This is a genomic window from Salinimicrobium marinum, from assembly GCF_014651535.1.
Taxonomy (GTDB): Bacteria; Bacteroidota; Bacteroidia; order Flavobacteriales; family Flavobacteriaceae; genus Salinimicrobium; species Salinimicrobium marinum.
Genome location: NZ_BMXB01000003.1, coordinates 1 through 24,395, shown reverse-complemented (window position 1 = coordinate 24,395; position 24,395 = coordinate 1). Strand labels below are relative to the sequence as shown.

Annotated in this window: 24 protein-coding genes; 9 read left to right on the top strand and 15 right to left on the bottom strand. The window is 39.1% G+C overall.

Features of this window, described 5'->3' with window-relative positions:
• Positions 1–147 precede the first annotated feature (147 nt).
• Complete coding sequence (locus tag IE056_RS06540; protein ID WP_189603901.1) at positions 148–435, top strand: DUF6520 family protein; 288 nt, start codon at positions 148–150, stop codon at positions 433–435.
• Positions 436–621: 186 nt separating this feature from the next.
• On the opposite strand, the gene IE056_RS06535 is transcribed toward IE056_RS06540, so the two are convergent.
• Genes IE056_RS06535 through IE056_RS06525 form a run of 3 tightly spaced genes read right to left on the bottom strand, consistent with a single transcriptional unit; the run spans position 622 to position 7,932 of the window.
• Positions 622–3,501 carry a M16 family metallopeptidase gene (locus IE056_RS06535; protein ID WP_189603900.1) on the bottom strand — a complete coding sequence of 960 codons (2,880 nt, stop codon included), beginning with the start codon at positions 3,499–3,501 and terminating at the stop codon, positions 622–624.
• 16 nt (positions 3,502–3,517) lie between these two features.
• The gene (locus tag IE056_RS06530) at positions 3,518–4,924 is read right to left on the bottom strand and encodes a RagB/SusD family nutrient uptake outer membrane protein (protein WP_189603899.1); all 1,407 of its coding nucleotides are present in this window, start codon (positions 4,922–4,924) and stop codon (positions 3,518–3,520) included.
• Positions 4,925–4,935: 11 nt separating this feature from the next.
• On the bottom strand, positions 4,936–7,932 hold the full coding sequence (locus IE056_RS06525) for a SusC/RagA family TonB-linked outer membrane protein (RefSeq protein WP_189603898.1): 2,997 nt from the start codon (positions 7,930–7,932) through the stop codon (positions 4,936–4,938).
• Positions 7,933–8,630: 698 nt separating this feature from the next.
• Here IE056_RS06525 and IE056_RS06520 point away from each other — a divergent pair.
• Positions 8,631–8,909, top strand: coding sequence for an XRE family transcriptional regulator (locus IE056_RS06520; RefSeq protein ID WP_189603897.1), 279 nt, complete (start codon positions 8,631–8,633; stop codon positions 8,907–8,909).
• 94 nt (positions 8,910–9,003) lie between these two features.
• On the opposite strand, the gene IE056_RS06515 is transcribed toward IE056_RS06520, so the two are convergent.
• Positions 9,004–9,624, bottom strand: a complete 621-nt coding sequence (locus IE056_RS06515; RefSeq protein WP_189603896.1) for a hypothetical protein — start codon at positions 9,622–9,624, stop codon at positions 9,004–9,006.
• 340 nt (positions 9,625–9,964) lie between these two features.
• Here IE056_RS06515 and IE056_RS06510 point away from each other — a divergent pair, with 340 nt between their 5' ends.
• A complete protein-coding gene (locus IE056_RS06510; protein WP_189603895.1) occupies positions 9,965–10,198 on the top strand; it encodes a hypothetical protein in 234 nt (77 codons plus the stop codon).
• Between the two features lie 264 nt (positions 10,199–10,462).
• On the opposite strand, the gene IE056_RS06505 is transcribed toward IE056_RS06510, so the two are convergent.
• Positions 10,463–10,963 carry a hypothetical protein gene (locus tag IE056_RS06505; protein ID WP_189603894.1) on the bottom strand — a complete coding sequence of 167 codons (501 nt, stop codon included), beginning with the start codon at positions 10,961–10,963 and terminating at the stop codon, positions 10,463–10,465.
• Positions 10,964–11,509: 546 nt separating this feature from the next.
• Here IE056_RS06505 and IE056_RS06500 point away from each other — a divergent pair.
• From IE056_RS06500 to IE056_RS06490, 3 genes are all read left to right on the top strand, one after another.
• Positions 11,510–12,028 carry a hypothetical protein gene (locus IE056_RS06500; protein ID WP_189603893.1) on the top strand — a complete coding sequence of 173 codons (519 nt, stop codon included), beginning with the start codon at positions 11,510–11,512 and terminating at the stop codon, positions 12,026–12,028.
• A gap of 11 nt (positions 12,029–12,039) precedes the next feature.
• Entirely contained in the window at positions 12,040–12,546 is a 507-nt protein-coding gene (locus IE056_RS06495) for a hypothetical protein (RefSeq protein WP_189603892.1), read from the top strand.
• Between the two features lie 190 nt (positions 12,547–12,736).
• Positions 12,737–13,054, top strand: a complete 318-nt coding sequence (locus tag IE056_RS06490) for a transposase (protein WP_189603891.1) — start codon at positions 12,737–12,739, stop codon at positions 13,052–13,054.
• 379 nt (positions 13,055–13,433) lie between these two features.
• Here the strand turns inward: IE056_RS06490 and IE056_RS18445 are convergent, their stop codons facing one another.
• From IE056_RS18445 to dinB, 10 genes are all read right to left on the bottom strand, one after another.
• The gene (locus tag IE056_RS18445; protein ID WP_229793675.1) at positions 13,434–14,015 is read right to left on the bottom strand and encodes an IS4 family transposase; all 582 of its coding nucleotides are present in this window, start codon (positions 14,013–14,015) and stop codon (positions 13,434–13,436) included.
• Entirely contained in the window at positions 13,967–14,302 is a 336-nt protein-coding gene (locus IE056_RS18765; RefSeq protein WP_373297291.1) for a DUF4372 domain-containing protein, read from the bottom strand. The genes IE056_RS18445 and IE056_RS18765 overlap by 49 nt, the downstream gene beginning before the upstream one ends.
• 233 nt (positions 14,303–14,535) lie before the next feature.
• Complete coding sequence (locus IE056_RS06480) at positions 14,536–15,330, bottom strand: anti-sigma factor (RefSeq protein ID WP_308427605.1); 795 nt, start codon at positions 15,328–15,330, stop codon at positions 14,536–14,538.
• Entirely contained in the window at positions 15,327–15,857 is a 531-nt protein-coding gene (locus IE056_RS06475) for an RNA polymerase sigma factor (protein ID WP_189603890.1), read from the bottom strand. The genes IE056_RS06480 and IE056_RS06475 overlap by 4 nt, the downstream gene beginning before the upstream one ends.
• Before the next feature lie 188 nt (positions 15,858–16,045).
• Complete coding sequence (locus tag IE056_RS06470) at positions 16,046–16,888, bottom strand: ferritin-like domain-containing protein (protein WP_189603889.1); 843 nt, start codon at positions 16,886–16,888, stop codon at positions 16,046–16,048.
• A gap of 27 nt (positions 16,889–16,915) precedes the next feature.
• Positions 16,916–17,668 carry a ferritin-like domain-containing protein gene (locus IE056_RS06465; RefSeq protein ID WP_189603888.1) on the bottom strand — a complete coding sequence of 251 codons (753 nt, stop codon included), beginning with the start codon at positions 17,666–17,668 and terminating at the stop codon, positions 16,916–16,918.
• A gap of 357 nt (positions 17,669–18,025) precedes the next feature.
• A complete protein-coding gene (locus tag IE056_RS06460) occupies positions 18,026–18,307 on the bottom strand; it encodes a Sec-independent protein translocase subunit TatA/TatB (protein WP_189603887.1) in 282 nt (93 codons plus the stop codon).
• 110 nt (positions 18,308–18,417) lie between these two features.
• The gene (gene tatC / locus IE056_RS06455; protein WP_189603886.1) at positions 18,418–19,248 is read right to left on the bottom strand and encodes a twin-arginine translocase subunit TatC; all 831 of its coding nucleotides are present in this window, start codon (positions 19,246–19,248) and stop codon (positions 18,418–18,420) included.
• Between the two features lie 129 nt (positions 19,249–19,377).
• Positions 19,378–19,575, bottom strand: a complete 198-nt coding sequence (locus IE056_RS06450; protein ID WP_189603885.1) for a Sec-independent protein translocase subunit TatA/TatB — start codon at positions 19,573–19,575, stop codon at positions 19,378–19,380.
• A gap of 1,090 nt (positions 19,576–20,665) precedes the next feature.
• Complete coding sequence (gene dinB, locus IE056_RS06445; RefSeq protein ID WP_189603884.1) at positions 20,666–21,883, bottom strand: DNA polymerase IV; 1,218 nt, start codon at positions 21,881–21,883, stop codon at positions 20,666–20,668.
• Between the two features lie 226 nt (positions 21,884–22,109).
• On the opposite strand from dinB, the gene IE056_RS06440 reads away from it, so the two are divergent.
• The 3 genes from IE056_RS06440 to IE056_RS06430 all read left to right on the top strand — a co-directional run.
• A complete protein-coding gene (locus tag IE056_RS06440; protein ID WP_189603883.1) occupies positions 22,110–22,247 on the top strand; it encodes a hypothetical protein in 138 nt (45 codons plus the stop codon).
• A gap of 55 nt (positions 22,248–22,302) precedes the next feature.
• Positions 22,303–22,923: an SOS response-associated peptidase gene (locus IE056_RS06435; RefSeq protein ID WP_189603882.1), complete on the top strand. Its 621-nt coding sequence runs from the start codon at positions 22,303–22,305 to the stop codon at positions 22,921–22,923.
• A gap of 1,060 nt (positions 22,924–23,983) precedes the next feature.
• A partial coding sequence (locus IE056_RS06430; protein WP_189603881.1) for a LuxR C-terminal-related transcriptional regulator occupies positions 23,984–24,395 on the top strand: 412 nt, incomplete at its 3' end.

Below are 24,395 nucleotides of genomic sequence, written 5' to 3'. Positions count from 1 at the left end.
TTTACCTAACTGAAAATCAACAAATAAAAGACAGAAGAAAGCTGTTAAGATTGGCTTTTATCTTAAAAATATTATTGCGCGATGATACAGGGAAAAACCTACCTGTATAAATAAGAAGGTATTGTTTAATAATTAAAATTTAATATCATGAAAATAAGAACTTTAATTTTTCCGATGCTGGTATTTGTATGTGCCATAGGAATGGCCTTTACGACCACAGACCTTAAAGAAGATCCGAAAGAGCAGGCTAATGACTACATTTTAGTCAACGGATCCTGGAAAGCTATTAGTGAACAAGAGGATTGCTTTGGAACGGGAACCGACTGTCGGGTACAATTGGGCACAAATGGCCCTGTGTATGACCTTTATGATGAAATGGGCGATGAGGAACCAAAGCAAAGTGGTACTGATGAACCAATCATCATTAATCCTTAGAATTTAGGTTAGAGTACATCGTCCGGGCGATGTACTCTTTATTCCTTTTTAAAAATTTAGTTTTCATAATGTGTAATGGGATATCACTTCAGGAAATTTTCCTGAAGTGATATCTTTTTTAGGAGTTTCCACTAGCAAAACCTCCTCCTTCCATCCAGGAATAGATTTTTTACTGATTAACAAATGTCACCTTTTTTCTTCCTGAATGTTGCACCTTTCTAAAGGTTTATTTTCCTGATGGTGCCCTTCCGGATATCCCAAGAATTGCTGAAAATGCTCCTCCTTCATATATTTTTTAACCGCTGCATTAATGTCATCCATTGTTGTAAAATGTTCCATTAAAGTGCCATAGTTTAAAATACCGGGAACCGGATCTTCCCCTTCCTGCAGTTTTGACTGCAAATAGTCGGGCCAGAAATTTATATAACCGAAATTATCAAAACGACTTTCATATGTTCTCACCTCATTAGCAATGGTAGTTTCCAACCACTCCTTTTCTACTCCAATTTCTCTTAATTTTCTAAATTCCTCCATTGCGTGACTAATCATCTTCTCTTCATTACCCAACGCACTGTCAAAATCTATTCGAAAAGCAAATATCCCTTTTTTAAAATCCATCCATTCTCCTCTGGCAATCGGAGAATAAGAGCCATTACGCAGCCGAGAATATATACGATGATGTAAAGCTTTTGATACAAGCTGGAGCTCAACCAAGGTTTTTATATCCCGGGGGACTTTTACCGGAAAAAACAGACTGATGTAAACCTGGTCCGTATTTTTTAGTTCCAGGTTTTTCTCCATTCTTTTTACTGGAAAATTTATGTGCTTTAATGCAGCTGGTAAAATTTCATTTTTTGCAGGAAAGGCAGAAAGGACATTGACCAGCAGGGGGAGCAGCGTGTCCTTATTAAAATCTCCGGTCACAATAAATGTAAAGTCTTCAATACTCGAAAACCACTTGTTTAATGCTTGATCTACCTGCTCCACATCGATTTCCTGCAAGTCTTCCCTTTTTAAAACAGGGATCTGGGGATACCAGGATGCTGCTATTCTTTCCATAAAAAAATAATCTGACCCTCTAAAACCCTTTCCTTCTAATTTCAATTTTTGGTCAGATTTCCAGGCATCAAAGCCTCTCTCGTCTTTCCTGGGATCCTCCAGATAAAGGTAAAGCAGATTGAAAAGCTCTGGTAAATCCTCACTTTTAGATGCTGCGTAAATCATCTGGTTATCTTTGTCTGTACGAAAATCAAGTTGGATCCCCTTCTCTCGTTTAAACCGGTCCAGTTCAAATTTATTGAATGGTCCCGCACCCATATGTTGTAGTATTTGTGGAGCCACTCTGGCTACCAAATATTCCTGCCGGTTTTGAACAGGAATTTTGTTGGGACGAAAAGCCTGTAGGAAAATTGTATTTACCAAAGAGCCAGTACGGGGTTTGGATGGTTTAAGTACCACTTTTATCCCATTTGTAAGGTTAACGGTCGAAACTCCTATTTCATTTTCAATTATTTCCGCCTCATCCATGACATTTAACAAAGGTATATCTACCACATCAGTCAGCGTGGTAATTGTCTGTTGTTCTGCCAATGGTTTAATCTTCATTGTATCGATTTCTTTAATCCATTGCTCATAAATTCCATAATCTGGCATATTTACGTCTGTGCCCTTAAAAAAAATGTACACTGTATTTTTATCGAGAGTCCCATTCTCTGATATAAATTCATGCAGATCTTCGAGGTTAATACCGGAAAGAAGATCTGAAACCAATTCTGCCTCCACCTCCGGGTGGGGTGCGGCTTTTCCGTATGAAAAGTGCCACGTATATCTATGGCTAAGGGATTTAGATTTCATCCATTTTGCATCAGTATATTTTTCAAGTAAGGCTGTTTTTGCCTTTTCCACGTCCGACTGATTAAATGAAAGATGCATTTGTTTCCACGCGATCAAAGCTCTCTGAAAATCCTTTTTCAATGTTAGTAGATCATCCGTTTCCAATTTCACACTCATGAGGCTTCCATCCAATTGATAATCGGGTATTTGGTTTGCCCCGTACCTGGTGGTAAAATTGTTAAAGGGAGGATCGTATTGCTGTTCCAGTTGTTCTGCTTTTTTGTCCAAAACAGTGGTATAGAGTTGCTGCAACAGCATTTTCTGATAATCTTCCCCGTTTTTTTGCCATCCTTCGAAATTTGGTCTGAGACGAATCAGCCTTAGGTTCAATTCTTGGTGCAAAGTATCGACCACCGTGGAAAATTGATTTGATCCATCCAGATTGATAATATGTGAAGTAATTCTTTTTCTCCCACTCTTCGGGTTTTCAGAAGTTTCCAATTCCGAAAACTGCCGTTTGATTTCATGCTCCACACTATCGACATTGATATCCCCTACGACAATGGCCGATTGCATGTCCGGCCGATACCAATCCTTATAATATCGCCTAAAAGCTTCTGAGTTAAAATTTCTGAGGTTTTCCAGGCGTTTATCATCACCATATATTTTATAACCAGTATTTTTCAACACCTCCCGCTCTGTAGTTTCATTTATCCACTGTCGGTATGGATCATACACCCTCATTTCCCCCTCTACGGCTGCACGCTGCACGTCAATAAATTCCTGATCCCAGATAAGACCCTGCGCCCAGTCCCTCAAAACCCTTATTCCATTTTTCACCACCTGCTTATCTTGTGAAGGTATCCGTGCTTCATAACTTGTGAGACGGGTGCCCGTATGTGCAGAACTATAGCCTCCTACTTTACTAAAAAAATCCTTTACATTTGGAAAATTCCTGGTTTTACCTGCAAGGACATGTTCTAAAAGATGAGGGTATTCCAATTGATCTTCATCTTCATGGATTCGACCGACCCCGACTATTAGCCTTAACTCCACTGTTTTTTTAGGTTCCTCGTTTTTCCGTATGTAATACGTAAAACCGTTATTCAGTTTCCCATAGCGCACTGCGGAATCCAAGGGGATGGAATCCGTTTCCTGTTGCTTCGGTAAGTGCTGACTTTGACACGATCCCATACTCCATAACAGGATCAGCAAAAATATGTTGAATTTCATAATTAATTTCATAGTATTAATAGCCGGAATTCTGGCTTAAATTGGGGTTTTTCATTCTTTCTTCTGCCGGAATGGGGTACCAGAGGTCAGTTGATTCCCATAATGGATTATTTGCACCTAAAACCTCCTCTGCCCTGCCGGTACGCTTAAGATCCAGCCACCGGTGACCCCACTCTGCAAATAGTTCTTTCCTGCGTTCTTCAAATATTTTATCCAGTAATTCCTGTTGAACAATGCCGGGATTACTCTCTGAAACTAGTGCTATCCCTGCCCTTTCACGAATCACATCCAAATCTTCAATACCACCCGAAAGATCCCCCTTCCTGGCTCTGGCTTCAGCCCTTATCAAATACTGCTCTGCCAGTCGTAATACCATGGAATATTCTTCAATAGGAAATTCGGTACTACTCCATATCTTATATTTAAATGCGAAATAGGCATCTATTCCTTCGTTGTAGCCTATCCAGTTTATATACCTCCTGTCGGTTTCGTCAAAAACTTCAACGAACTCCTCTTCCAGTTGTATAGCGGCGAAAAAAGAAAATATGGGGTCTATAATGAAAATGCTGCCCTCATTGGTGTTGGTTATTAATCCTCCCCCTCCAATGGGAGAGATCTGCCAAATTGCTTCCTTACTATTCGCCAGAAAAACATCATTTACTTCGCTTAACAGCTCATATTTAGAAGTTTCATTAATTACCTGGCTGCTAAGCGTTTCTGCCTGCTCCCAATCTTCCAGATATAAGTAGACCCTGGCCAGCAAAGCCGTAGCAGCAAATTTATTGACCTGGGTTCGCTCTTCATTGATGTAATCTATTGGCAATAAATCCATAGCTATCTGAAGGTCCTCTAGTATTTGTATATACACATCTGCTGAAGGATTTCGGACCGCCAATTGATTTTCACGATAATTAGTGCTGAGAATCAAGGGGACATCGCCATAAAGATTGACCAAATAGAAATAGGTGAACGCACGAACAAACCGAGCCTCCCCTTCTAACTGCATTTCCAGTTCCGGTGTTATTGCTTCGGAATTATGGAGTCCTTCCAACATAGCATTTGTCATATAGATGGTGTTATAGGCGCTGGACCAGATATCGAGATTACTATCGTTATCCGGTACCAACTGATTCTGCTCAAACTCCATCCGGACAATATTAGTGGTATTTATATTTCTAAAATTGTCTGCAGACAATCCCGCAAGAAGGGTGACACTGCTTCTTTCTCCATTGGAAAATGCTGCTAAAAACAGTTGATTATATATTCCGATCATGGCACTCTTAGCAGTGGCATCACTGCTAAAAACCACGTCCTGCACTAGTTTGTTGTCGGGGGCTTCCACTTCCACGAAATCTTCGCAGGAAAGCAAAAGAAAAGGTGCGATAAGTAAGAGTACAATTATGTTGAATTTATGTAGTTTCATCATGAGTTTGTTTAAAAGTTAATTTCCAGTCCCCCGGTAATTGTTCTCAAATTCCCAATAGCAACGGAGTACGGGTTTTCCGGATCTAAACCATCATAAGAGCTAGCCGTGATAAGATTTTGCCCATGTAAAAAGACTTTGGCATTTCGCATTCCTATAGTTTCAGTTAGGTTTCGTGGGAGGTTATAGGCAAGGGATAGGGATTTTAACCGCACATACGAGGCATCCCGAATGGGAAAAATTGTATTGAGCGCATTTCTAGATGCGGTACGGGAGGCTAAAGACTGAGATATTTGCTGTAAAGGACCCTGTCCATCAACCGACGATAACACCTCAACCATGGAATTGCTGATGGTTCCAGCCGAAAAGGAGGTTAAGCTTCCTTCCTGTTTCACAAATTCAAGAAAGAACTGCAGAGAAATATTCTTATAGCTCAGATTATTGCTTAGGCCACCATAGAATTCCCGGTTTCTGTCATGGATGACAACCCAGTCCTGGTAATCATACCTCCCATCTTCATTGACATCCCTAATAGCATAAAACCCGGTCTCCGGATCTAATCCCGTATACTCGTACAACAAAGAGATATTTAAAGGATGTCCTACCCTGTAGGTATTGGCGTAAGAGGACTGCTCGATATCAGGATAGCTTATTAATTCATTCTTCGGAAGACTTATATTAAAGGATGTTTCCCATCGAAAATTGTCATGGTCAATATTAAGGCTGTTAAAAGTAATCTCCCATCCTGAATTTTCTACCGTGGCTGGTAAATTGGCCTGTACCGAAGTAAAACCGGTTGTATAGGGAAGCGGATATCCCACCAGTTGGTTGGAAGATCGGTTTTGATAGCGGCTAAGACTAAACCTAAACCGATCCTTAAAGAACCCTAATTCAATTCCTCCCTCCAACTTTTTGTTGATTTCCCACGAATAATCGGGATTTGCAAGACCTGTAGGATAAAGTCCGCCGGGGCCTCTGGTTGCTTCATAGGCATCCAGGTACCCGTAGTCTCCAATCTGGTCATTTCCGGTGGTTCCATAGCTTCCCCTGAATTTTCCAAAACTCAGGAAGGGAAAGGTGCTTTGCATGAAGTTCTCATCACTGAATATCCAGGCGGCTCCCACCGCCCCGAAATTGGCAAACCGGTTATTTGGACCAAAACGGGACGAACCATCCCTTCTGCCGGTAAGATTGATAAAATACTTTTTATCCCAATCGAATCCTAATCTTGAAAAGACCGCAGCATATCGGTATTCTGTATTCCCGCGACTTGCATTTATAATGTCCTCCGCGGCACCTATATTTCCTATTAGGGCTTCTGAAGCGTATCCGCTGCCCTGGAAGCTTTCCCGGAGATTTGAATTTTCCTGAAAAGTAGCTCCTATTAATGCCTGGATATGGAGTTTGTCAATGGACTCTTTGTAAATGAACTGCGGTTCAACAATCCAGGAACTTCGATTCGCACTAAGGTGCGAAGATCTATTTGTGGTAGCATCAGCCGGATTGTAGGATCTTCTGGGTTGGTTGCGTAGTTCTGCCGAGTTGTAAAACGTATAACCTAAACTGGTCTTGAATTGCAGCCCTGGAAGGAATTCATACGACAAACCTATATTTGAAATAAGGTTATTGGTCTGGGTGGTACTGTTATTAAAGAACCCCTGAAGCGGATTATCTAAACCAGCCGCCCCCCAGTCTTCCCAGTTTAAACCTCCATCTTCATTGAAAATGGCGGGGGCATTGGGAGGTAGGAAAATAGTGTTTGCATTGAAACTGACATTTCCCACCAAATTGTTCAAGTCTGTCCCGTAATTTGCTGATAGGTTCAGATTAAACTTATTGTTCCGGGATTGATGGTTCAGGTTGATGTTCCCTGTTACTTTTCGATAATTATAATCCCCCGGGAAAACCGTTCCCTGGTTGTAATAAGATCCCCCTAAGCGAAAGGATGTGGTTTCGCTGCCTCCTGAAAATGTTACGTTTGCATTGGTAGTTTCGGCTGTCCCCCCAAAAAGGAATTCCTGCCAGTCTGTATACCGATCCTGTTCCCATAATACCAGATCATAGGCATTATTTTCTGTGGGCTCCACCCCGTCATTTTCAAAAGCCCTTCGCCTAATATCAAGGTACTGCTCTGTATTTAACAAATCGAGCCGAGCCGGTACTGTGGCTACTCCATGATATAACCTTGTTTCCAAGCTGGTTCCCATATCCGCACCTTTCCTGGTGGTGATCAAAACAACCCCGTTGGCACCACGGGAACCATAAATTGCTGTGGCATCGGCATCCTTTAAGACTTCTATACTTTCGATGTTATTTACATCCAGGTTGTTTAAAGGATCTATACCTGGCTGCGACAATAGGGAACTGCTTTCTATGGGAATAGAACTTATAGGAACCCCATCAATAATATATAAGGGATAGTTCCCCTCTGTTCGCAAGCTGTTTGTGCCCCTGATTCTAATGGTGGATGCTGCACCCGGGCTTACTCCCCCGGAGGTAATCTCCACCCCAGCCATCCTGCCTTGCAAAGCTTGCAAAGGACTTACTACAGGCTGTAGTTCGATTTCTTCTGCAGTAACCCTGGAGATATTTCCTGTACTTTCCCTCCTGGTGGTATTGTAGTAACCTGCATTGATCTCTACTTCCCCCAGGGAGGAAATATCTTCTTCCATTTGGATGTTTAACTGGTCTTGCTGTTCCAGTACGATTTCTACAGGTTGAAAGCCCAGGTAAGAAAAGACAAGCGTATCACCGGGTACTGCCCTGATGGAGTATTGCCCATCAAGATTGGTAACTGTACCGGAAGATTTTCCCCTGATATAAACAGCGACCCCGGCTATGGGTGATCCCTGTTGGTCTGTAACGGCTCCCTTAATTTCTTTTTGAGGAGCTTTTAACCCCTTGACGTAAAGGGTATTTCCTGCGCTTGCCTGTAAGGTAACGGCAAAGAGCAGCAGGATGAGACTTATAAGCACGATTATTTTGAACCGGCCGTAATTATTTTTCATAATTTTGCAGTGGTTGAATGAAACTTTGTTTCGTTTGATGTAAGCCTTCCGGCGAGCTTCGCCAAAAGTGACCGGAAGGCTATTTTATAATATGTTTATTTGCTCTCGAAATGGAGCTAAATAGGTTGTCCCTTGCGGGTATTCGTCTTTTTTTAATGTTTCATAGGCTCTTGTTTTACTTGTTACACAATATTTCCCATTCCCCTTAGGGGGAAAGGGAGTTTCCCTCCCACCCGTCGCCACTGCACTGTAGGGTATGCGGTTGTGGTGACCCACCGGGACTAATGATTAAACTAGGTCCCTGCGAAAACCTTAACAATGGCTAATCCTGTCAAGGCAAATAATGTTTAAAATGGTTTTGAGAACCTTCTTGCGTTTTGAAGAAACAAAGGCTTTGAAAGAGGTTGAGAAGACGTAACGCCAGAATGAAAAAAGGCGTGGAAACTCAACTTATTGACTTGGGGTACTGGTATACCTTGTACACAATAAGTGAGCCCACGCCCCGGGTCGTGAGCACCTCACTTATCATCTCGTGTACTAAAAATTACCAGTTTTCAAGTCGAGATTCAAAGCAAATGCTTCTAATATTTTACTTAAAGAAGTTTCGCAAATATATTACTATGAACCAAATATAGAAATTAATTATTTGTCTACCAAGTGGTTTACTTAATTTCTTTTCAGATTTTTCAAATTGCACTATGGCAGAGCTCTCAGATGAAGATATAATCTTGGCAAACAAAATTTCCATAAGAATTAAATATCTTAGAGAAAAGTATTGCGGACCTAAACAGGCTGATTTTGTGAAAAAACACAGTATTGACAAACAGCTTATAAGTAGATGGGAAAATCCAATTAAAACTGATCCCAAAAGCGGTAAAAAAACTGGAAGAGGAATATCTATTTATTCTGTAAATCAATTTTGCAGCATTATTGAGATATCACTTAAAGATTTCTTTGATGACGAAATTTTTAAATGACTAATTATGGCTAATAGATTCCTCGCACCACCTCCTATTTTATAAATATTTTGTATCGTTATTTTTAATCCTTCCTTAATTTCTTCACTCAAACCTATTCACAATCTGGTTTGAAATGAGGGACACCATCTTTCTCTTCCATTACATAACCGTTGTCCAGCAGAATCTGTGTGTCCATTGGCCTGGAGAGGCGCCACATTAAATTTCCATATGTACATTTGTTGATACGTCCTTTCTTAAGCTCTTTTCTTAAGAGCTTTTTTAATTTTATAGAGTGTTCTAACGGGGCATTTTCCAAAAGCCGATAAGGCATGAATTTTGGATCTCTGAATTCTTTATCATAGTACAGCCTGATCCTTTCTTTGCCCGGAAAACCATATTTTTTGATGATGGCAATCATCCGGACTGAGTGTTCACCGTATTTGGGATTGATATGATTCTTGAAAATATAATCGGTTAAACTATCGTTGATAATTTTCTTGTTAGCTGTTTCTACTATTCCCAGTCTTTCCGATAGATTATCTATACGAACGGTATCGCTCCTGTTATAGGATATGACAGAAGAGTATTCCAGCAGAAGTTTATCAATGGTATACATGGATTCCATTTCTTCTACCAGCCTAGCGACATCCTGCTTAAAACGTTTTTCTTTAGCTGATTGAGATAAGGTTATTGTGGTAATGAGGAAAAAGGAAAATACAAATAGGTTTTTCATTTTTGATTTTTAAAAACGCCTAACGTGGAACCTAATTTAACAAAAAACCTGAACCCTCTGAAAATAAGCTCCTGAATTAATTTAAAAACTCCAGAGGAGCGGAATATTTCCATCTGTTATTCTAATTTCTGAAATTTAAACCAGAGGATGCCGCTCTGCTGCAGCTTCTGTTCCCTTACTGAAAGGTAATCCTAAAACATACCAGCCACTGACATGAAAGATTTGGAATCAAAATCAAGTGATTTAGAAATGTATTTCCTTTTCCCCGAGCTCATAAGAAAATTAAGAGTTCATTTCTGGGATAACCACGGAAATTTATTATCTTAAAAATAAAAATTTTATGGGAAGTCAAAGAATCGTTGGGGATTATGAATTATTATTTAATGCTGATATGAACATGTATAGAATCATGAATTCAGCAACAGAAGAATTCAGTGCGTGGTTTAGCGCTGAGGAAGCAGAAGAACTTAAAAGTATGGAAAGGGATGAGTTCTTTGTAAGAGCTGAAAAATCCCTTAAGGATGCAAGGGATTCCGCTCATGAACAAACGGGAGACACGAAAACCGAACTCTGAAACATGGCTTTTTTTCTTAACAGCCATGCTGCGCAAAGTCCTCTGACTTTGCGCTAAAAAACTTTTTATAAAGCTGGATGTCAACAAACGCCTCCTGCCGTTGACAGTAACCGTGAAAAAGCTTACAATCTAAAATTCCAACAATGTTATAATATGAAATCAGTAGATTCCATGGACTCTTTTTCGTTTTTTCATGGTTGTAGCTGGCGCAAGGTATATTCTCCCCTTTGGAGGTGGATGAATAGCCTCACACATGGAAGTAGTTTATTGGTCCTCAAAGGCTTCCCTATAAACATGTTCGATAACCCCTTCAGAGATAATTATTTCCTTTCCATCAATTATAGCGGTTCCGGAGAATGATAGGCTAATACAGGTATTGCTGTTTATATACACGCTGCTCTGTAGATTTCCCGGATCAAAATCCCCCCGGGCGGAGGTTGTGTCTTTAACCCGAAAATAATTAAATTCCTCAATGATATTATCTCCTGTTTTTTTATAGGGCAATTCTATACTTATGGCATATGAATCTTGTGATGGATAATAAACTCCGGAAACTATGAGGAGCTCGAGGGTATGTCCTGTACCGTCATTATCCAGGGAAATTCCCCATCCCTGAATTTCAAATTGCTTCTCATCCCCGTTGATTTTCATCGAAATATTTTCCGTTTGAGAACAAGATGGAGCCTCAGGTTCAGCATCTTTTGAGCAGGCGTTTAGGAGCAAAAGAAAGGTAAAGAACATTACGAGGTATTGTACTGTTTTCATTTAAATTTATATTTCACCAGTTATATTACTTCTTTTCAACAGATTAAAATTAAAATTTTTAGTCCATGCATTCCATCTTTAATTCGTTTTACCAGGCTCAAGGTCATGAAGCTTAACACAGCAGGAGCAGCCTGGAAATGACCTCTCCCAAAGCAATTTCTTCTTTTAAAGAAGAAATTTCCTGGTATTATGGATACCCTTTTAAGCATTTGATAAATAATTTTTAAATTCTTTAAGCGTTTGAAACTCGGTACCGTCAATATGAAAAGTGAATAATTGGTAATTAGTTTTAGGACTTCCATGATATTAGATCTCGAATTTATTTTTTGATTTCTAGCTAAGTTTTTAATTAAGAACAATTTATTAAATATTTTCCTACTTTTAATTTTTAATTTCTTGCTAAGAATGAAGTTCCTTCCTTGTTAAACGAATAATACGGCCCTTCATCGAAACCTCCTTTCTTCATAACTATTTAAGGTTAAATTAGTAGGAAATACTCCCCCCTCACCCTACATAAAGGAAGTTTTACTAATACATTTTACAGGTATGTTACGAAAAGCAGCGTTGAATATTCTGTTGCTGTTGCCACTATTTTGTAGTGCTCAATATGTGGATCTAAGCGGAGATTTAAATAATGGCTTTGGACTGAGGGAAAATCCGGGAAACCAGTTGAACTACAGAGGTGCCGACATTGACCTCGAAGCCGGTGCGGTCATGTGGAATTACAGCGCATTTCTTTTCTACGGAAGGTTTGATGGCGGCAATTACCATAACTATGGTTTTGGAACAGATTACTATCTCGCAAAGGGAGATTGGTATGATATAGCTGTCGGAGGTGGTTTATCCATGATTCTTCGGAAGGAACTGGTGGACTGGGAGCCAGACCAGCATCACTTATTTGGATTTATGGGCTGGATGACACGAGTCACCGGTGTGTTTTGGGTTTATCCAAAAATCGGAGTTTCGGGACGTATTGGTTATCAAAGACGACCTGATATTGATTTGCATGGCATTATGGAAGGCAGTATTGGCATAAGAGTGAAATTGAAAGAATATAAAGGTTAAATTAAAAAATAATGAAACCATCTTTACACATTTTAACCATTTTCATTATTCTCATTCCTCTATTATGCCAGGGACAGTATTTCAATCGGGCTGAAAAGCCTTCATTCTTTTTTGTGGGGACAGAACTGGATCCACGAAATGCCATCTACGGAAGTCCCGTGAATGAACCAGCTTTTGATGGGGTATTGAATATGGGGTACCGAAACCATGGATTCCAGGTACAGGCGAGTTACGAGAATTTCAATGCTATAAAATTCTCCTCTTATGGTTTTCAAATGGGACATGTTTTCAATCATGAAGGCAATTTCAACTATGCCCTTTTAGGAGGATTATCCATGATTGAAAGACACGTTTCCTGGCTTCAGAAGGTTTTATTTGGAAGCGCCAGTATTTCAGGACAAATGGAATATCATTGTTTTTCGAGATTCTATTTCTCTTTAAGGGCTGAAGGAAGATACAGAGGTGACCTTGAGAAGTTCAAACCATCTGGTTATGCCGGAATTGGTTTAAAAATTTAATAAAAAAATTGCTCAAAATCGAAATAAAGCATCTCTAATAGAGAGATCCATCTATAAACCTAATTTTACTCCTCCTTATCAGAGTGTGTTAGAATATTTATTATCAGGTATTTAATTCTTATATTTAAGTATGATAAAACCCCGAAAACGAGTCTCTAGCTCAAAAATCGGGGTTTTAATCTTAAATCGTATGTACAAAATACAAAGAATTTCCAACTTTCAGCATAGTTTTTCCTTCTCATCTTCTATTGAACAATTTGATTCATTTTACCAGCGCTTTTTGCAAGGTGATTTGGGCAAGATCTATCTGGCAATCCCATGGGATGAACTGGTTCGTTCCTTTGAGCTTTTGGATTCCAAGGTGGGGCCTACCTCCATCTTCTCACCCCAGGGTAAATTAGCCCTGATGTTTTTAAAATATTATGGCTGTTGTTCTGATAAGCGTCTTATAGAGCATCTCAATGGAAACCTGGAGTGGCAGTTGTTCTGCGGTATCCAACATCATTAAATAAAAGAGAACTGCTCGAATGTATTAAGAGATTTCGAAACATTGTTGTCCGGTAAAACCGGAATTTAAATTATTCATCAACTTAAGTTGTTGATAATGAGATATCATATTTATACTTTTCAAAAGTAAGCCCCCATTGTCTCTGGGAACAGAGAATTTTGGTATTTTATTTTTTTCTGTTTAATCACTTCCCGCCAACTTCCCTCTGGATCTTCTAAAAAGCCATACAGGTTGATGTAATTCATTAACTGCTGCCTTATAATGGACACCAGATTGGAAAAGGCCCATTTCCTTTTTACTTTTCCTTTCACTAAGGTGATCAGAAGATTAGTTAACATAGCCGTCCAGATCTGTATTTCAATAGCATTTTCATTATCCCCTAGAATATATATTTTAGCGGAAAATTCTGTTTTAGCTGCTTGAATAGCAGCTCGATATGCCATCGTTTTTTATAAATTAAGGCTATCTTTTCAGCTTTTAGCTCCATATTATTGGTGATGAATTCAAACAACCTGTTGTTTTCGCTGTCCCAATATGCTATGCGTCTGGAATGATGTTTCAGCTGCTTTCCCTCACCATAAAATAAAATGATTTCCTCATCCTTTAGCACCCCTGAATCGGCATCCTCAGGGATATCAAATTCTTTTCCTGGCCGGTAAGTGGCATTATCCTTTAATCGAGTCACGTACCATATCTGGCTTTGCGTAAGGGCTTCATATTGAGCATAGTCAACATAACCTTTATTAAAAGTAATGATAGAACCTTTTACTAGGTTGAAAACTTCTGTCAGAAATATATGGTCGTGCCGTACGGCTTCACTATAGCGCACAAGACAGGGAACATTCTCACTGGCCTTAATAATTGTGTGAGCTTTTATCCCACCCTTCTTTTTGTCTTGCTTGGGATTGCGCCCTACGCCCTTAGGTGTATCTTTAAACAAGGAAATGGTGGTAGAATCCATATATAAAGACGTTTTAGGTCAGCATCGCTTAACCGGCTGTCCGCTAAACTTCCTGCATGTTTTTGGTAAACACTTAGGTAGATATCCCCAAAAATCGCACTATCCCGGCTTTTATTGGCCTCAGCGAAAGTACTTCGTCTAACCAGGTACGACAGGCCTAAATGAGCCAGTTTATGCGCATTAGCAAGTAGTCCCAAAATCGTTTCTCGTATTGCCTGATAGCCTTCTAGGGACACGAAAAGCATTACAACCAGGTGATTATAGGTCGTAAACTTCTTTACATACATACCGATCTGCACTATGCTCACGAGCTATCTTTCATACTTCACTTTTGTCAATGAACTTTATTAATTGATTAAATATAGGCTGTCCGTTAAAATCCTTACTTTTACCCATGTCTAGCTTTTTTGTGTCGTAACTGAAAAGTAGATATACCGGGTTAGTGTTCAAAAAGCTAGCCCTGTTTATTTTTTTACCGGACACTAGTGATTTCGAAAGTTAAAGAATGCTTTATTTTGTTCTATGAATTTACGGTTCCTAATGCATAAAGCCTTTCCAACGTTGGTGTTTCGCTTCCTCCTGCAGGCTCCAGCGTGATCCCGAATCCTTCGGAAACATTCGGATTTTCAAGTTTAAAAACCTTATTCTCGTCCCTTTCAAACTCATTCAATAATCCAATACTGCTAGGAACAAGCGGATTTATTTTTAAAGACCATACCTGATAAACCATTCCTCTGGGAGGTTCAGGAAGATCTTTCCCATCTATATATGTAATATTTTCATCCTTATCCCAATAGGCAGCGGCATATGCTTGCGGAGCAATCTCCTGACCCGGGAGTGGAACTTTTATAACATTCCTATCCCTGAATGCATTTAAAAGTTCACGTGTTTTTTCTGTGTCATTCCTTGCCTCTGTAATTGCTGTCTCTAGTTGTACCTTATCCAACTGTAATGCCTGAAGGGATTCCTTTAAATCCTGGTTTTCATCAAACAACAGGAACAGTCCAAACAAAAACACTATACTGGCGGCCCAACCCAGATAAGCGGACCAATTGGTTCGTTTAGTTTCTACCGGTATCGTTACAATTCTTTTTGAAAGCTTTTCTTTTATTGATTGCAGTAAGAATTCCGGATTCTTCGGCGCCGCAGCACCGGATAAAGTGATTAAGGCTTCTTCTATTTCTTCTACCTCTGCTCGTACTTCCGGGTATTTCTTAAGTATACGGGATACTTCTGCACTTTCAGATTCTGATAGTGCACCGTAGACATATAATTCCAAAATACCGGATGATATGTATTTCTTTATATCCATCATCTTAAAACGTTAGCTCTCAATTTGTCAATACAAATCCTGTTTTTGGTTTTTACAGTTCCTAATGGAATTTGAAGTTCTTCTGCACTTTCTTTCTGTGTAAATCCTTTGAAAAATAAAAGATCAATTAATTTTTTGCAAACAGGTCCGAGTATATCAATATATTTTTGCAATCCAATAGCATCCATTTTTCCTGAAATATTACTCCGGGCCTCCAGGATATCCACAAAATGATCACTTTTCAGGTTTAGCCGATTGTCATTAAAATCTCTTGATCTCCTTTTATCAATGGAAGCATTTCTTGCTATATTTAAAATCCAGGTGAAAAAACGTCCTTTGTCATGATCATATGATGAAGCATTATTCCATATTTTAAGGAAAACATCCTGCAGGATTTCCTCGGACACTTTTTCATCACGAACTATATTATATATAATTCCATAAATACTTTTTGAATAAAGTTGATAAATACGTTCGAAAGCCTTCTGGTTGCCTGATTGAAGTTGAGCAATTAATTCGTCTTGTTGCATTGAATTAAATTATGATCTAAATGTATAAAATAAAGCCTAAAATCAACATCTTCTGGAAAAATAGATGAAATCTTTTTTATCATGATTGGGTATCTCACAAAACCATTCCAACCAGAAGGGCTCGAAATAAAAAAATTGCCTAAACTTTACGTTTAGACAACTTTTTCACTTAAACCTGTTGTTATGAATTAAGAAACGATAAACAAACCTGCAATAGTAGATGCGGTTTCTCCACTCATTGGTTCATCAAATGATTGTGATACGGCCACAGCATCAAAAGCTGTTGCATCAACAAGGTTTACTTCTCCCTGCGTTACGTTCTCTTCTCCGTTATATACTGCCTGGGTGGCTTCAGGCATTCCAGGCCCCTTGTTATCAAGCGTAATCCAGCCTAGCGCATTTTGTTCAAGATTTAACCCCATGACATCTGCTCTTAATCTTCGTACTTCAGAGGCATGACGAGCTTCCACAGAGTGGATCTGCAAAGCCGGGGTCAAAAATTGGGTCCCCATTAGATTTCCTGCCTGTCCTTTATATGCCCGTACACCAGTATCTTCAAAAGCCTGGGCCAGGGCTAAAAGTTGTGCATAAGCCACTTCCTGACCCGTCCCATTATAATTAAAAGGATCAAAGGCCCCTCCTGCGGTAAAATCAAATTCAGGGGATTCTATAGAATTATCACCTAGTCCTGATTTCAAAAATGCAACATGAGCAGATTCATGTTTTGAAATTTGCTGATAAACAGCTTCTGCCCTACTCCCTCCCGGTAAAACTCCAGATTCCAAAGCTTTAAGATAAAATTCTGCTTCCAGGTATTCCAGGGTTAGTGCTAATTGTAAGGCACCAATGGCTGCATTTTGATCCTGTGCAGCATATGCTTTACCTGAGGAGGTAGCCAGTCCAAAAGGAATTGCAGCCAGTGCAGCTTTCTTTCCTAAAGAACCAAAAGTGCCAAAAACGTCTCTCCTTGATGAAGTTTTAGCCAAAAGATTTTCTGATGTGAACTCGTCTAAAAATTTTATGATATTCATAATATATTGTTTTAAATTGAAAATTGGTTATCCCGTTGGTAATTGATTTGCAGTAAATTCTGTTTTTACAAATCCAGTTTGACCAACTGCCGTTAAAATATCTGAAGGTGATTGTGCAACATCCAGCCCATTGGCATTTACCACATCATCACCTGCAAAAGCTTTGGGATCATCAAAAAATATAGATCTGATAGCTGCTGCATGCCGGGCTTCAACAGAAACAATTTTACCCGCGATAACAAGATAATCCGGAGTTTCAAGTAAACTTCCCGCTCCATTATAAGCCGCCACTCCGGTATCTTCCAATACTCTTGCTGTTCCTAAAACTGAAGACCTATTCCCAAAATCTACTGATGAAAAATCAAATTCCAATTCAGGCAAAACTTTGCTCGTATCTCCATTAACAGCTCCAGTAATTGCTGCTTTAAAAAAATCACGGTGAATTACCTCATGTTTGTACAGGTCTTCAAGAATTAATCTTTCCTGTGCACTAGCACTAGCCCAATAAGATCCATCCAGGACTTGGGTGTAGAACGCCGCTTCCAGCTGTTCAAGAGCGTATGCATAATTTAATATCCCTACATCTCCGCTTCCAAGGTCGAAGACCGCATTGGGATCAGGATCAACAGGGCCTGTAAAATCGTCATCACTACTGCAGGAGAGCAAAAGCCCTGATCCTACTACCGCTATACTTCCTATCTTAAGAAATTGTCGACGGGAATTGTCTGCTTCATTTGCTGCAATTTTTCTATGCTGCACTTTAATCATTGGTTTTTTCATAACTCGTGTTTAATTGATTACATTAATACTTACGTAGTTCAAACCTGTACGGTTTTAAGGATATAGTTAATATCTTGTTAATTAAAAGAAGGTTGTATTCTCCCAGAGTATTAAAAAGGTTCTCTAAGGTATTGAGCGAGACTATCTAATATAGAATTAATTCTATCATTAGGCATTCCGCCGCATCGTCTATGGCATTGGTTAAACAATCTGAAATGAAGTGCATCAAGATCCTTAGTCATGTTTAAACAACGAAAAATTGTAAAGAAGCTGAACAAGAGAAATAAATGGAATAGAATTAATTACTTCTGAAGTGAAAGTCTAGAGTTCAATGAGCCAACAGTAAATTTTAAAGTTTTATTTATAGTTCATGGAATTAGTATTTTTTTTGAGCTCCTCTTTGGTCTCACTCACTTGTTTTTGGATATTATCCCTTATTCCACCAGACTCTTTCCTTTGCTCATTGACTTTGCTCAGAACCTCATGTTTTATCTCGTTGGTAGCATTTTGGACACCTCGCATACCTTTTCCGAGACCTCTGGCAATGTCCGGTATCTTATCGGCACCAAAAACCATTATTAAAATGAAAAGAATAAAAGCTATCTCGGCACCACTAAGAAATAAGGGAATTGTTGTCATACAAAAGATTTATAGATTAATATTTGAATTACAATGAAACAAGCACAGAAAAGAAGGCGTAGAAATACCGTATAAGAAAAAATATCAAAAATGATTAGTTGTCATTTGGATCATTTTATCAGAGAATTTCTTTTCTCATTTCTGGTCACTATTCTGGCAATAACGATGCTTATCTCATACAGCACAAGAACAGGAATTGCTACTATTACCTGACTCAGAATATCTGGAGGTGTAATTACTGCAGATAAGATCAAAACTCCAACCAGAGCAAATTTTCTGTATTTTTTTAAAGAGGCAGGGGTAACCACTCCAATTTTGGTCAGGAAGTAAATAATAATAGGCAATTCAAAAATGAGTCCACTAGCGACTACTGAAGATCTGACTAAACCTATATAACTATCAATATCAAATTCATTTAATACCTGTCCACTCACCTGATACCTACCTAAGAAGTTTATTGAAAGGGGTGTAATAAGATAATATCCAAAAAGCACTCCCATGAAAAAGAGCATTGAGGATATGAAGATAAATCCGCGGGCATTTTTACGCTCGTGATTTCGCATTGCTGGAGAAACGAATCTCCAGAATTCGTAAATAATATAAGGAAAAGCAATAATAAAACCGGCAGTAATAGAGGTCCAGATATGTGCTGAAAATTGCCCACCCATGGTACGACTTTGGATACTGAAGGGCATTTCCCCTTCAAAACAAAAGCCTCCTTCAAACCCAATTGCGGTAGTGAGTCTGCACAATATATCATAAGTAAAAAAGTCAATATTACTGGGGCCGAATAGCAAAATATCGAAAATGAAATTTTTCGCAAGGAAAGCAATGAATCCGGCAATAAAAACAGCCGAAGTCGCTCTAACCAAATGCCAGCGCAATTCCTCCAGATGATCCAAAAAAGACATCTCCTGTGTATTCTCAGTATAGTTTCCCATTTAATATATTTTTACCACCCTTACCGGCATTTTGTGATTGCAATTATACCAGAACAAATCTCCCGGCAGCCTGATGCTCCCAGGAGGAGTGTTTTAATCCCGTTAATTTAATTTCACTACAGAAAAAGCTTAACCTCCATTCTTCTTTGGCTTTGACTCTTCTATTGAGTCCTTATCGCCCGAAGCATTTTTAAATTCTTTAATCCCGCTGCCTAAACCTTTCATTAATTCGGGGATTTTTTTTCCGCCAAAGAGTAGAAGCACCACAATGACGATCATGATTATTTGAGTCGTTCCAATCATTAAGGGTATAAATAGAGTATTCATAATTTTATTTTTTAAGTTATTTTCAATTCAATTGATGCTGATTATCAACTTCAAAAAGAAAGCAAAAGACCTGATCCTATTATCACCATACCTCCTTAAGGAAATGTCGCCGGGAATAGTCTGCTTTATTTGCTACAATATTGCCATGCTGCACTTTAATCATTCGTTTTTTCATAACTGTTTTTTAATTGATTACACTAACACTTACGTAGTAGACTACCTGTACGGTTTTCGAAATACCGTTAATGTCTTGTTAATTAAAAGAAGTAGTATTTTTCAGGAGCTTAGAATGGCACTCAGGAATTGAGCGGATCAAAATAATATACTATTCCGATCAGTAGTCATTCCGACGCATCGTCTATGGCATTGATAATACTGATCTGATAGCAGATCTCATCGAAAACATTCTTTTTATGCATACGGAATGTTCCGCCCGCGTGCCCTTCCTTGGTACTCCGTTTCTTAAGGGATCACCTCTTGAAATTCTCCCTTATCATCAGGACGACACGTTCCCACGTTCCGTGTAAAAGCCTGTATAGAATTCACACCAACTTAATGCCAGATGCCACATGAGCAGTAAACAGGTTACCCTCATACTTGTCTCAGGACAGTGGCGCCTCCTGGTTTTGACATCGTTTAAACGCTGACGACACCTCATCTGGTTCACTTTCCTTCCTCTCCTATATTCTCACCTGATATCTATATAATACCTTTTCCTTATTGCTCACAACCCTACCTTTTAAATAGAGCCGCATAAGGCGGTTTGAAGCCTGCACCTGTATGCCGGCTTCGAGGGTCCCATCCTCATTTTTTACACAGCTCTTAAAAATCAAGATGATTCTTCGTTTGTGACACACCACCACTGTACATACGGGTCGCGTATAAACGGTTCACAATCAATCTTTTCAATCGCTCTTTACACCAATTGAAACTATTCCGTACTTTAAGAATTGGCAACAAGTTTCTAAGGAATGGGTCACCCGTTGAATGAAATCAATGCTCCTATTTAAATTTTCGAAGAGATTATATTCAGTCCTTCTCCATTCGTAAGACCTATGCAAAATTTTACAACTCGTTCCCATTTCGTAAATTATTGCTGCCTATGGGCATGGAGAATAGGTGGTTCTCCATTAAATGGATTATCCATTCGTCCTACGCTTGTCCCGCCAAGAGTAGCAGCCCTGATAACACTTTGATCTCCAAATCTTTCCCGGATTTTATCCATAGAAGTATACAAACTCAGCATCTCTTCAGAATCATCAAAAAGGTTGATTTGGTAATGCCCACCAACAAGTCCGGTAAATTTGACCCCAATGAGTCGGATAAGCAGTCTCCGGTTGTACAGCTGTTTAAAAAGCTCTAATATTTTTGGTATAATAATATGGTCTGCACTTGTATATGGAATTTTTGCCTGTTTAGTGTACGTCTGAAAATCCGAGTAACGGATCTTCACGCTTACATTAGAAGTTAGCTTGTTCCCTCGCCTTAATTGGAAAGCAAGGTTCTCTGCCATAGCTACTAAAGTGGCATGCAGCTGTACCATATTAATGGTATCCTTATGAAAGGTTCTTTCTGCAGAAATGGATTTTCGCTCATGAAAAGGCACTATTGGGGAATCATCTATTCCGTTGGCTCTTTTCCAAATGGTTCTGCCATTTTTCCCAAAGATGCTTTCAAGCATTTCCACAGGCATTTCCTGGATCATTTGAATATTCCTTACTCCAAGGTTCAACAGTTTTTGAAAGGTTTTATTTCCTATCATTGGAATCTTCCTGACTGACAGAGGTGCCAGAAAAGACTTCTCCGTTCCCTCCTCGATTAGCAATTGATTGTTGGGTTTTGCTTCTCCCGTGGCTATCTTTGAAACTATTTTATTTTGTGAGAGGCCAAAAGAAATGGGCAGTCCACTTTCCTTCATAATTGATTGCCTAAGCTCTCCGGCAAATTTCCAGGTTCCAAAGAATCTATCCATTCCGCTTAAATCGGCATAAAATTCATCAATGCTGGCCTTTTCAAAAGAGGGAACCCTGCTCTTTATAATCTCAGTGACTATATGGGAATGTTTTGTATAGACGCCCGAATCTCCTTTTATTATTGTGGCCTGTGGACAAAGCTGCCGGGCCATTTTCATGGCCATTCCTGAATGCACACCAAATTTCCTTGTCTCATAACTACAGGCGGCCACTACCCCACGATCTCCCAGCCCACCTACAATAAGTGGCTTGTTTTCTAATTCAGAATTAAGCAAACGTTCCACAGACACGAAGAATGTGTCCAGATCTAAATGGATAATTGATCTCTTTTTCATTTTAGGAATATTTCCTTTTATTAGGATTTTTTCCAAAGGTATAAAAATTAGAAATGAGGAAACGAATTGGAGCGATAAATTCAGGAGGCTTTTATGGATGTTCCAACTACACCCTTGTATGTCATCCCTTAAGCTTCTTCTTCAATTCCTACAACGGCACACATTTTGAAAGGACTTGGTTATCAACAACGGTACTTTTAAGGAAGTATCTTCTAAAATTTATACTATGAGTTTACCCATGATATATGACAGGATAGACGAATTATTGGAGATAATAAAAAAGAATCCCGAAGACCAGGATCTGTATTTTAATAGTGAAATGGAATTGTCATATCTTGAAGCTTTGAGGGAAGAAATAGAATAGGGAAAATCCATACCCAGTTGACCTCTGAACCCCTTTTAATTTTTATCAATAATTTATGTGCTACCGTACTAAACTAAATGCTAGGATCCAGGATATTGAAAAAACATTCAATGCTCAATTTATTGAGCCGGAGGTCTTTTCTCCTATGGAAGAAATCAATGCTTTCGATTTTAGAAAAACACCGGTAATCATAGATGAGAACCAGGGGGAAATAGAAATGTTTCACTGGGGGTTAATTCCCTTCTGGGCCAAAGACGATACCATCAAAAAAATGACGCTCAATGCAAAAATTGAAACCGCCAGTGAAAAACCGGCTTATAGAAATTCTGTAGAAAACCGCTGTCTTATTTTAGCCAATGGTTACTATGAATGGCAATGGCTGGATCCTAAAGGAAAACAGAAGCAGAAATTTCAGATCACTCCCAAAGACCAGGAGATATTTGCTTTTGCAGGGATTTATTCCAACTGGAGAAATCCGGAAAATAATGAGCTTATTTACTCCTACTCCATTATGACTACTGAAGCCAATGAAATAATGAGCAAAATCCACAATAACAAAAAAAGGATGCCTGTCGTCCTGAGAAAAGAAGACAGGAATAACTGGCTCTCCGGTATGGAGATTTCAAAATTTGCTTTTCCTTACGAGGTACAGTTGGAAGCTCAAGAAGTTTATTAATCTACAATAGCCAAAAAAATAAAAGTTCTAACAGCTACTCGTGTCTTAAGATAAGCAAGCATTTGCAAAAGTAAAATCAGATTTCTTTTTTTCGCTGTTCGTTTAAAAGAAATTCTTCTCCCCTCAGCTTTATCAAAAATAACTTTTCTACAGTCAACCCGGCATTAGCATTGCTTATAACGCTTTTTAAAAATTTTCCTGTATGTCTGGTTAAACTCGCCAAAGTGTTGTTTCTGTCAACTTCTCAAGTTGTTAATGCAAGGTTTTGAGTCAACAAAGAATGAAGGCAAAAATGAATTAAATATCAAAATAAACTTAAAAATTTGATAACGGGTATCATTTTAATATTTAAAGTAGCTGATCCTTAAACTATATGAAAAACTAGGGAGTTCCCTCTGACTATTAATAATACTCCTAATCTTTCGGGAAAATATCATCTGCAGCCTTTTCATAGGTTTATAGTTACGAATAGAAGTATTAGGATTAGATTTCTTCCATTCCAATCCGCAGAATCTTTCCTTTTCGTTTTCTGAAAATGCTTTTCATAAACTTGACATACCACCTAGGTTCTGGGCTATTTAAAACCCTTTTAGAAATGGGTTCGGATATAACATTGTAAAAGAACTTTTGGGGCACTCGGATATCCAGACCATCCTTACGTATCTTCACGTGGTAGTTCTTAGTAGGCCGAAGTCCTTTGGACCACTGGAGCGGATATTTAAGGAGTAACCTAAAAACCAGCTGCTTACCATATAGTCCTATTGTCGGAAAGAAACTCAGAACCTTTGCCAAAATGTTGTTACAACAGCTGGTAGATAAGAACCCTCCACGCCTTGTGGAAAGTGGATATTCAGGACTAAGCTGACCCCTCTGAAGATCATCTTTTAGGTATCTGTCATTCCGGCGGATATTGACCCCTTTAGAAAATAAAAAAGCTGGCTTGAAAAATTATTCAGGAGCATGTTGACCCCTCTGTGAATTTATTCAGGAGCATGTTGACCCCCCCCAGCTTTTTGTATTGGTTTTGGTTTATTTGATGTATACCATCAAAAGATAAGTAATGGCCGGAAAACCAAAACGAATGAGTCAGGTAAAGCAAATACTTCGTATGCACAAACAGGGCAAGGGCATAAAAACCATTGCCAGGACCCTCTCGATTAGCAAGAACACTGTAAAAGGATATATTAAAAAGGCACGTGCAGGCGATCTTTCAATAGAAGCTCTATTGGCAATGGAAGACCCGGTACTGGAAGGGAAAATATGGCCCGGAAACCCAGCTTACAAGGACGAGCGCTACGAGCATCTTAAGACACAGCTGGAATACTACAGCAAAGAACTTAAAAAAGTAGGTGTTACCCGGCAGTTGCTCTGGGAAGAGTATAAAACTGGAAACCTTCATCCATATAGCTACGGCCAGTTCTGCTGGCACCTCCAGCAATACCTGCGCAGTGGAAAGCCTTCCATGGTATTGG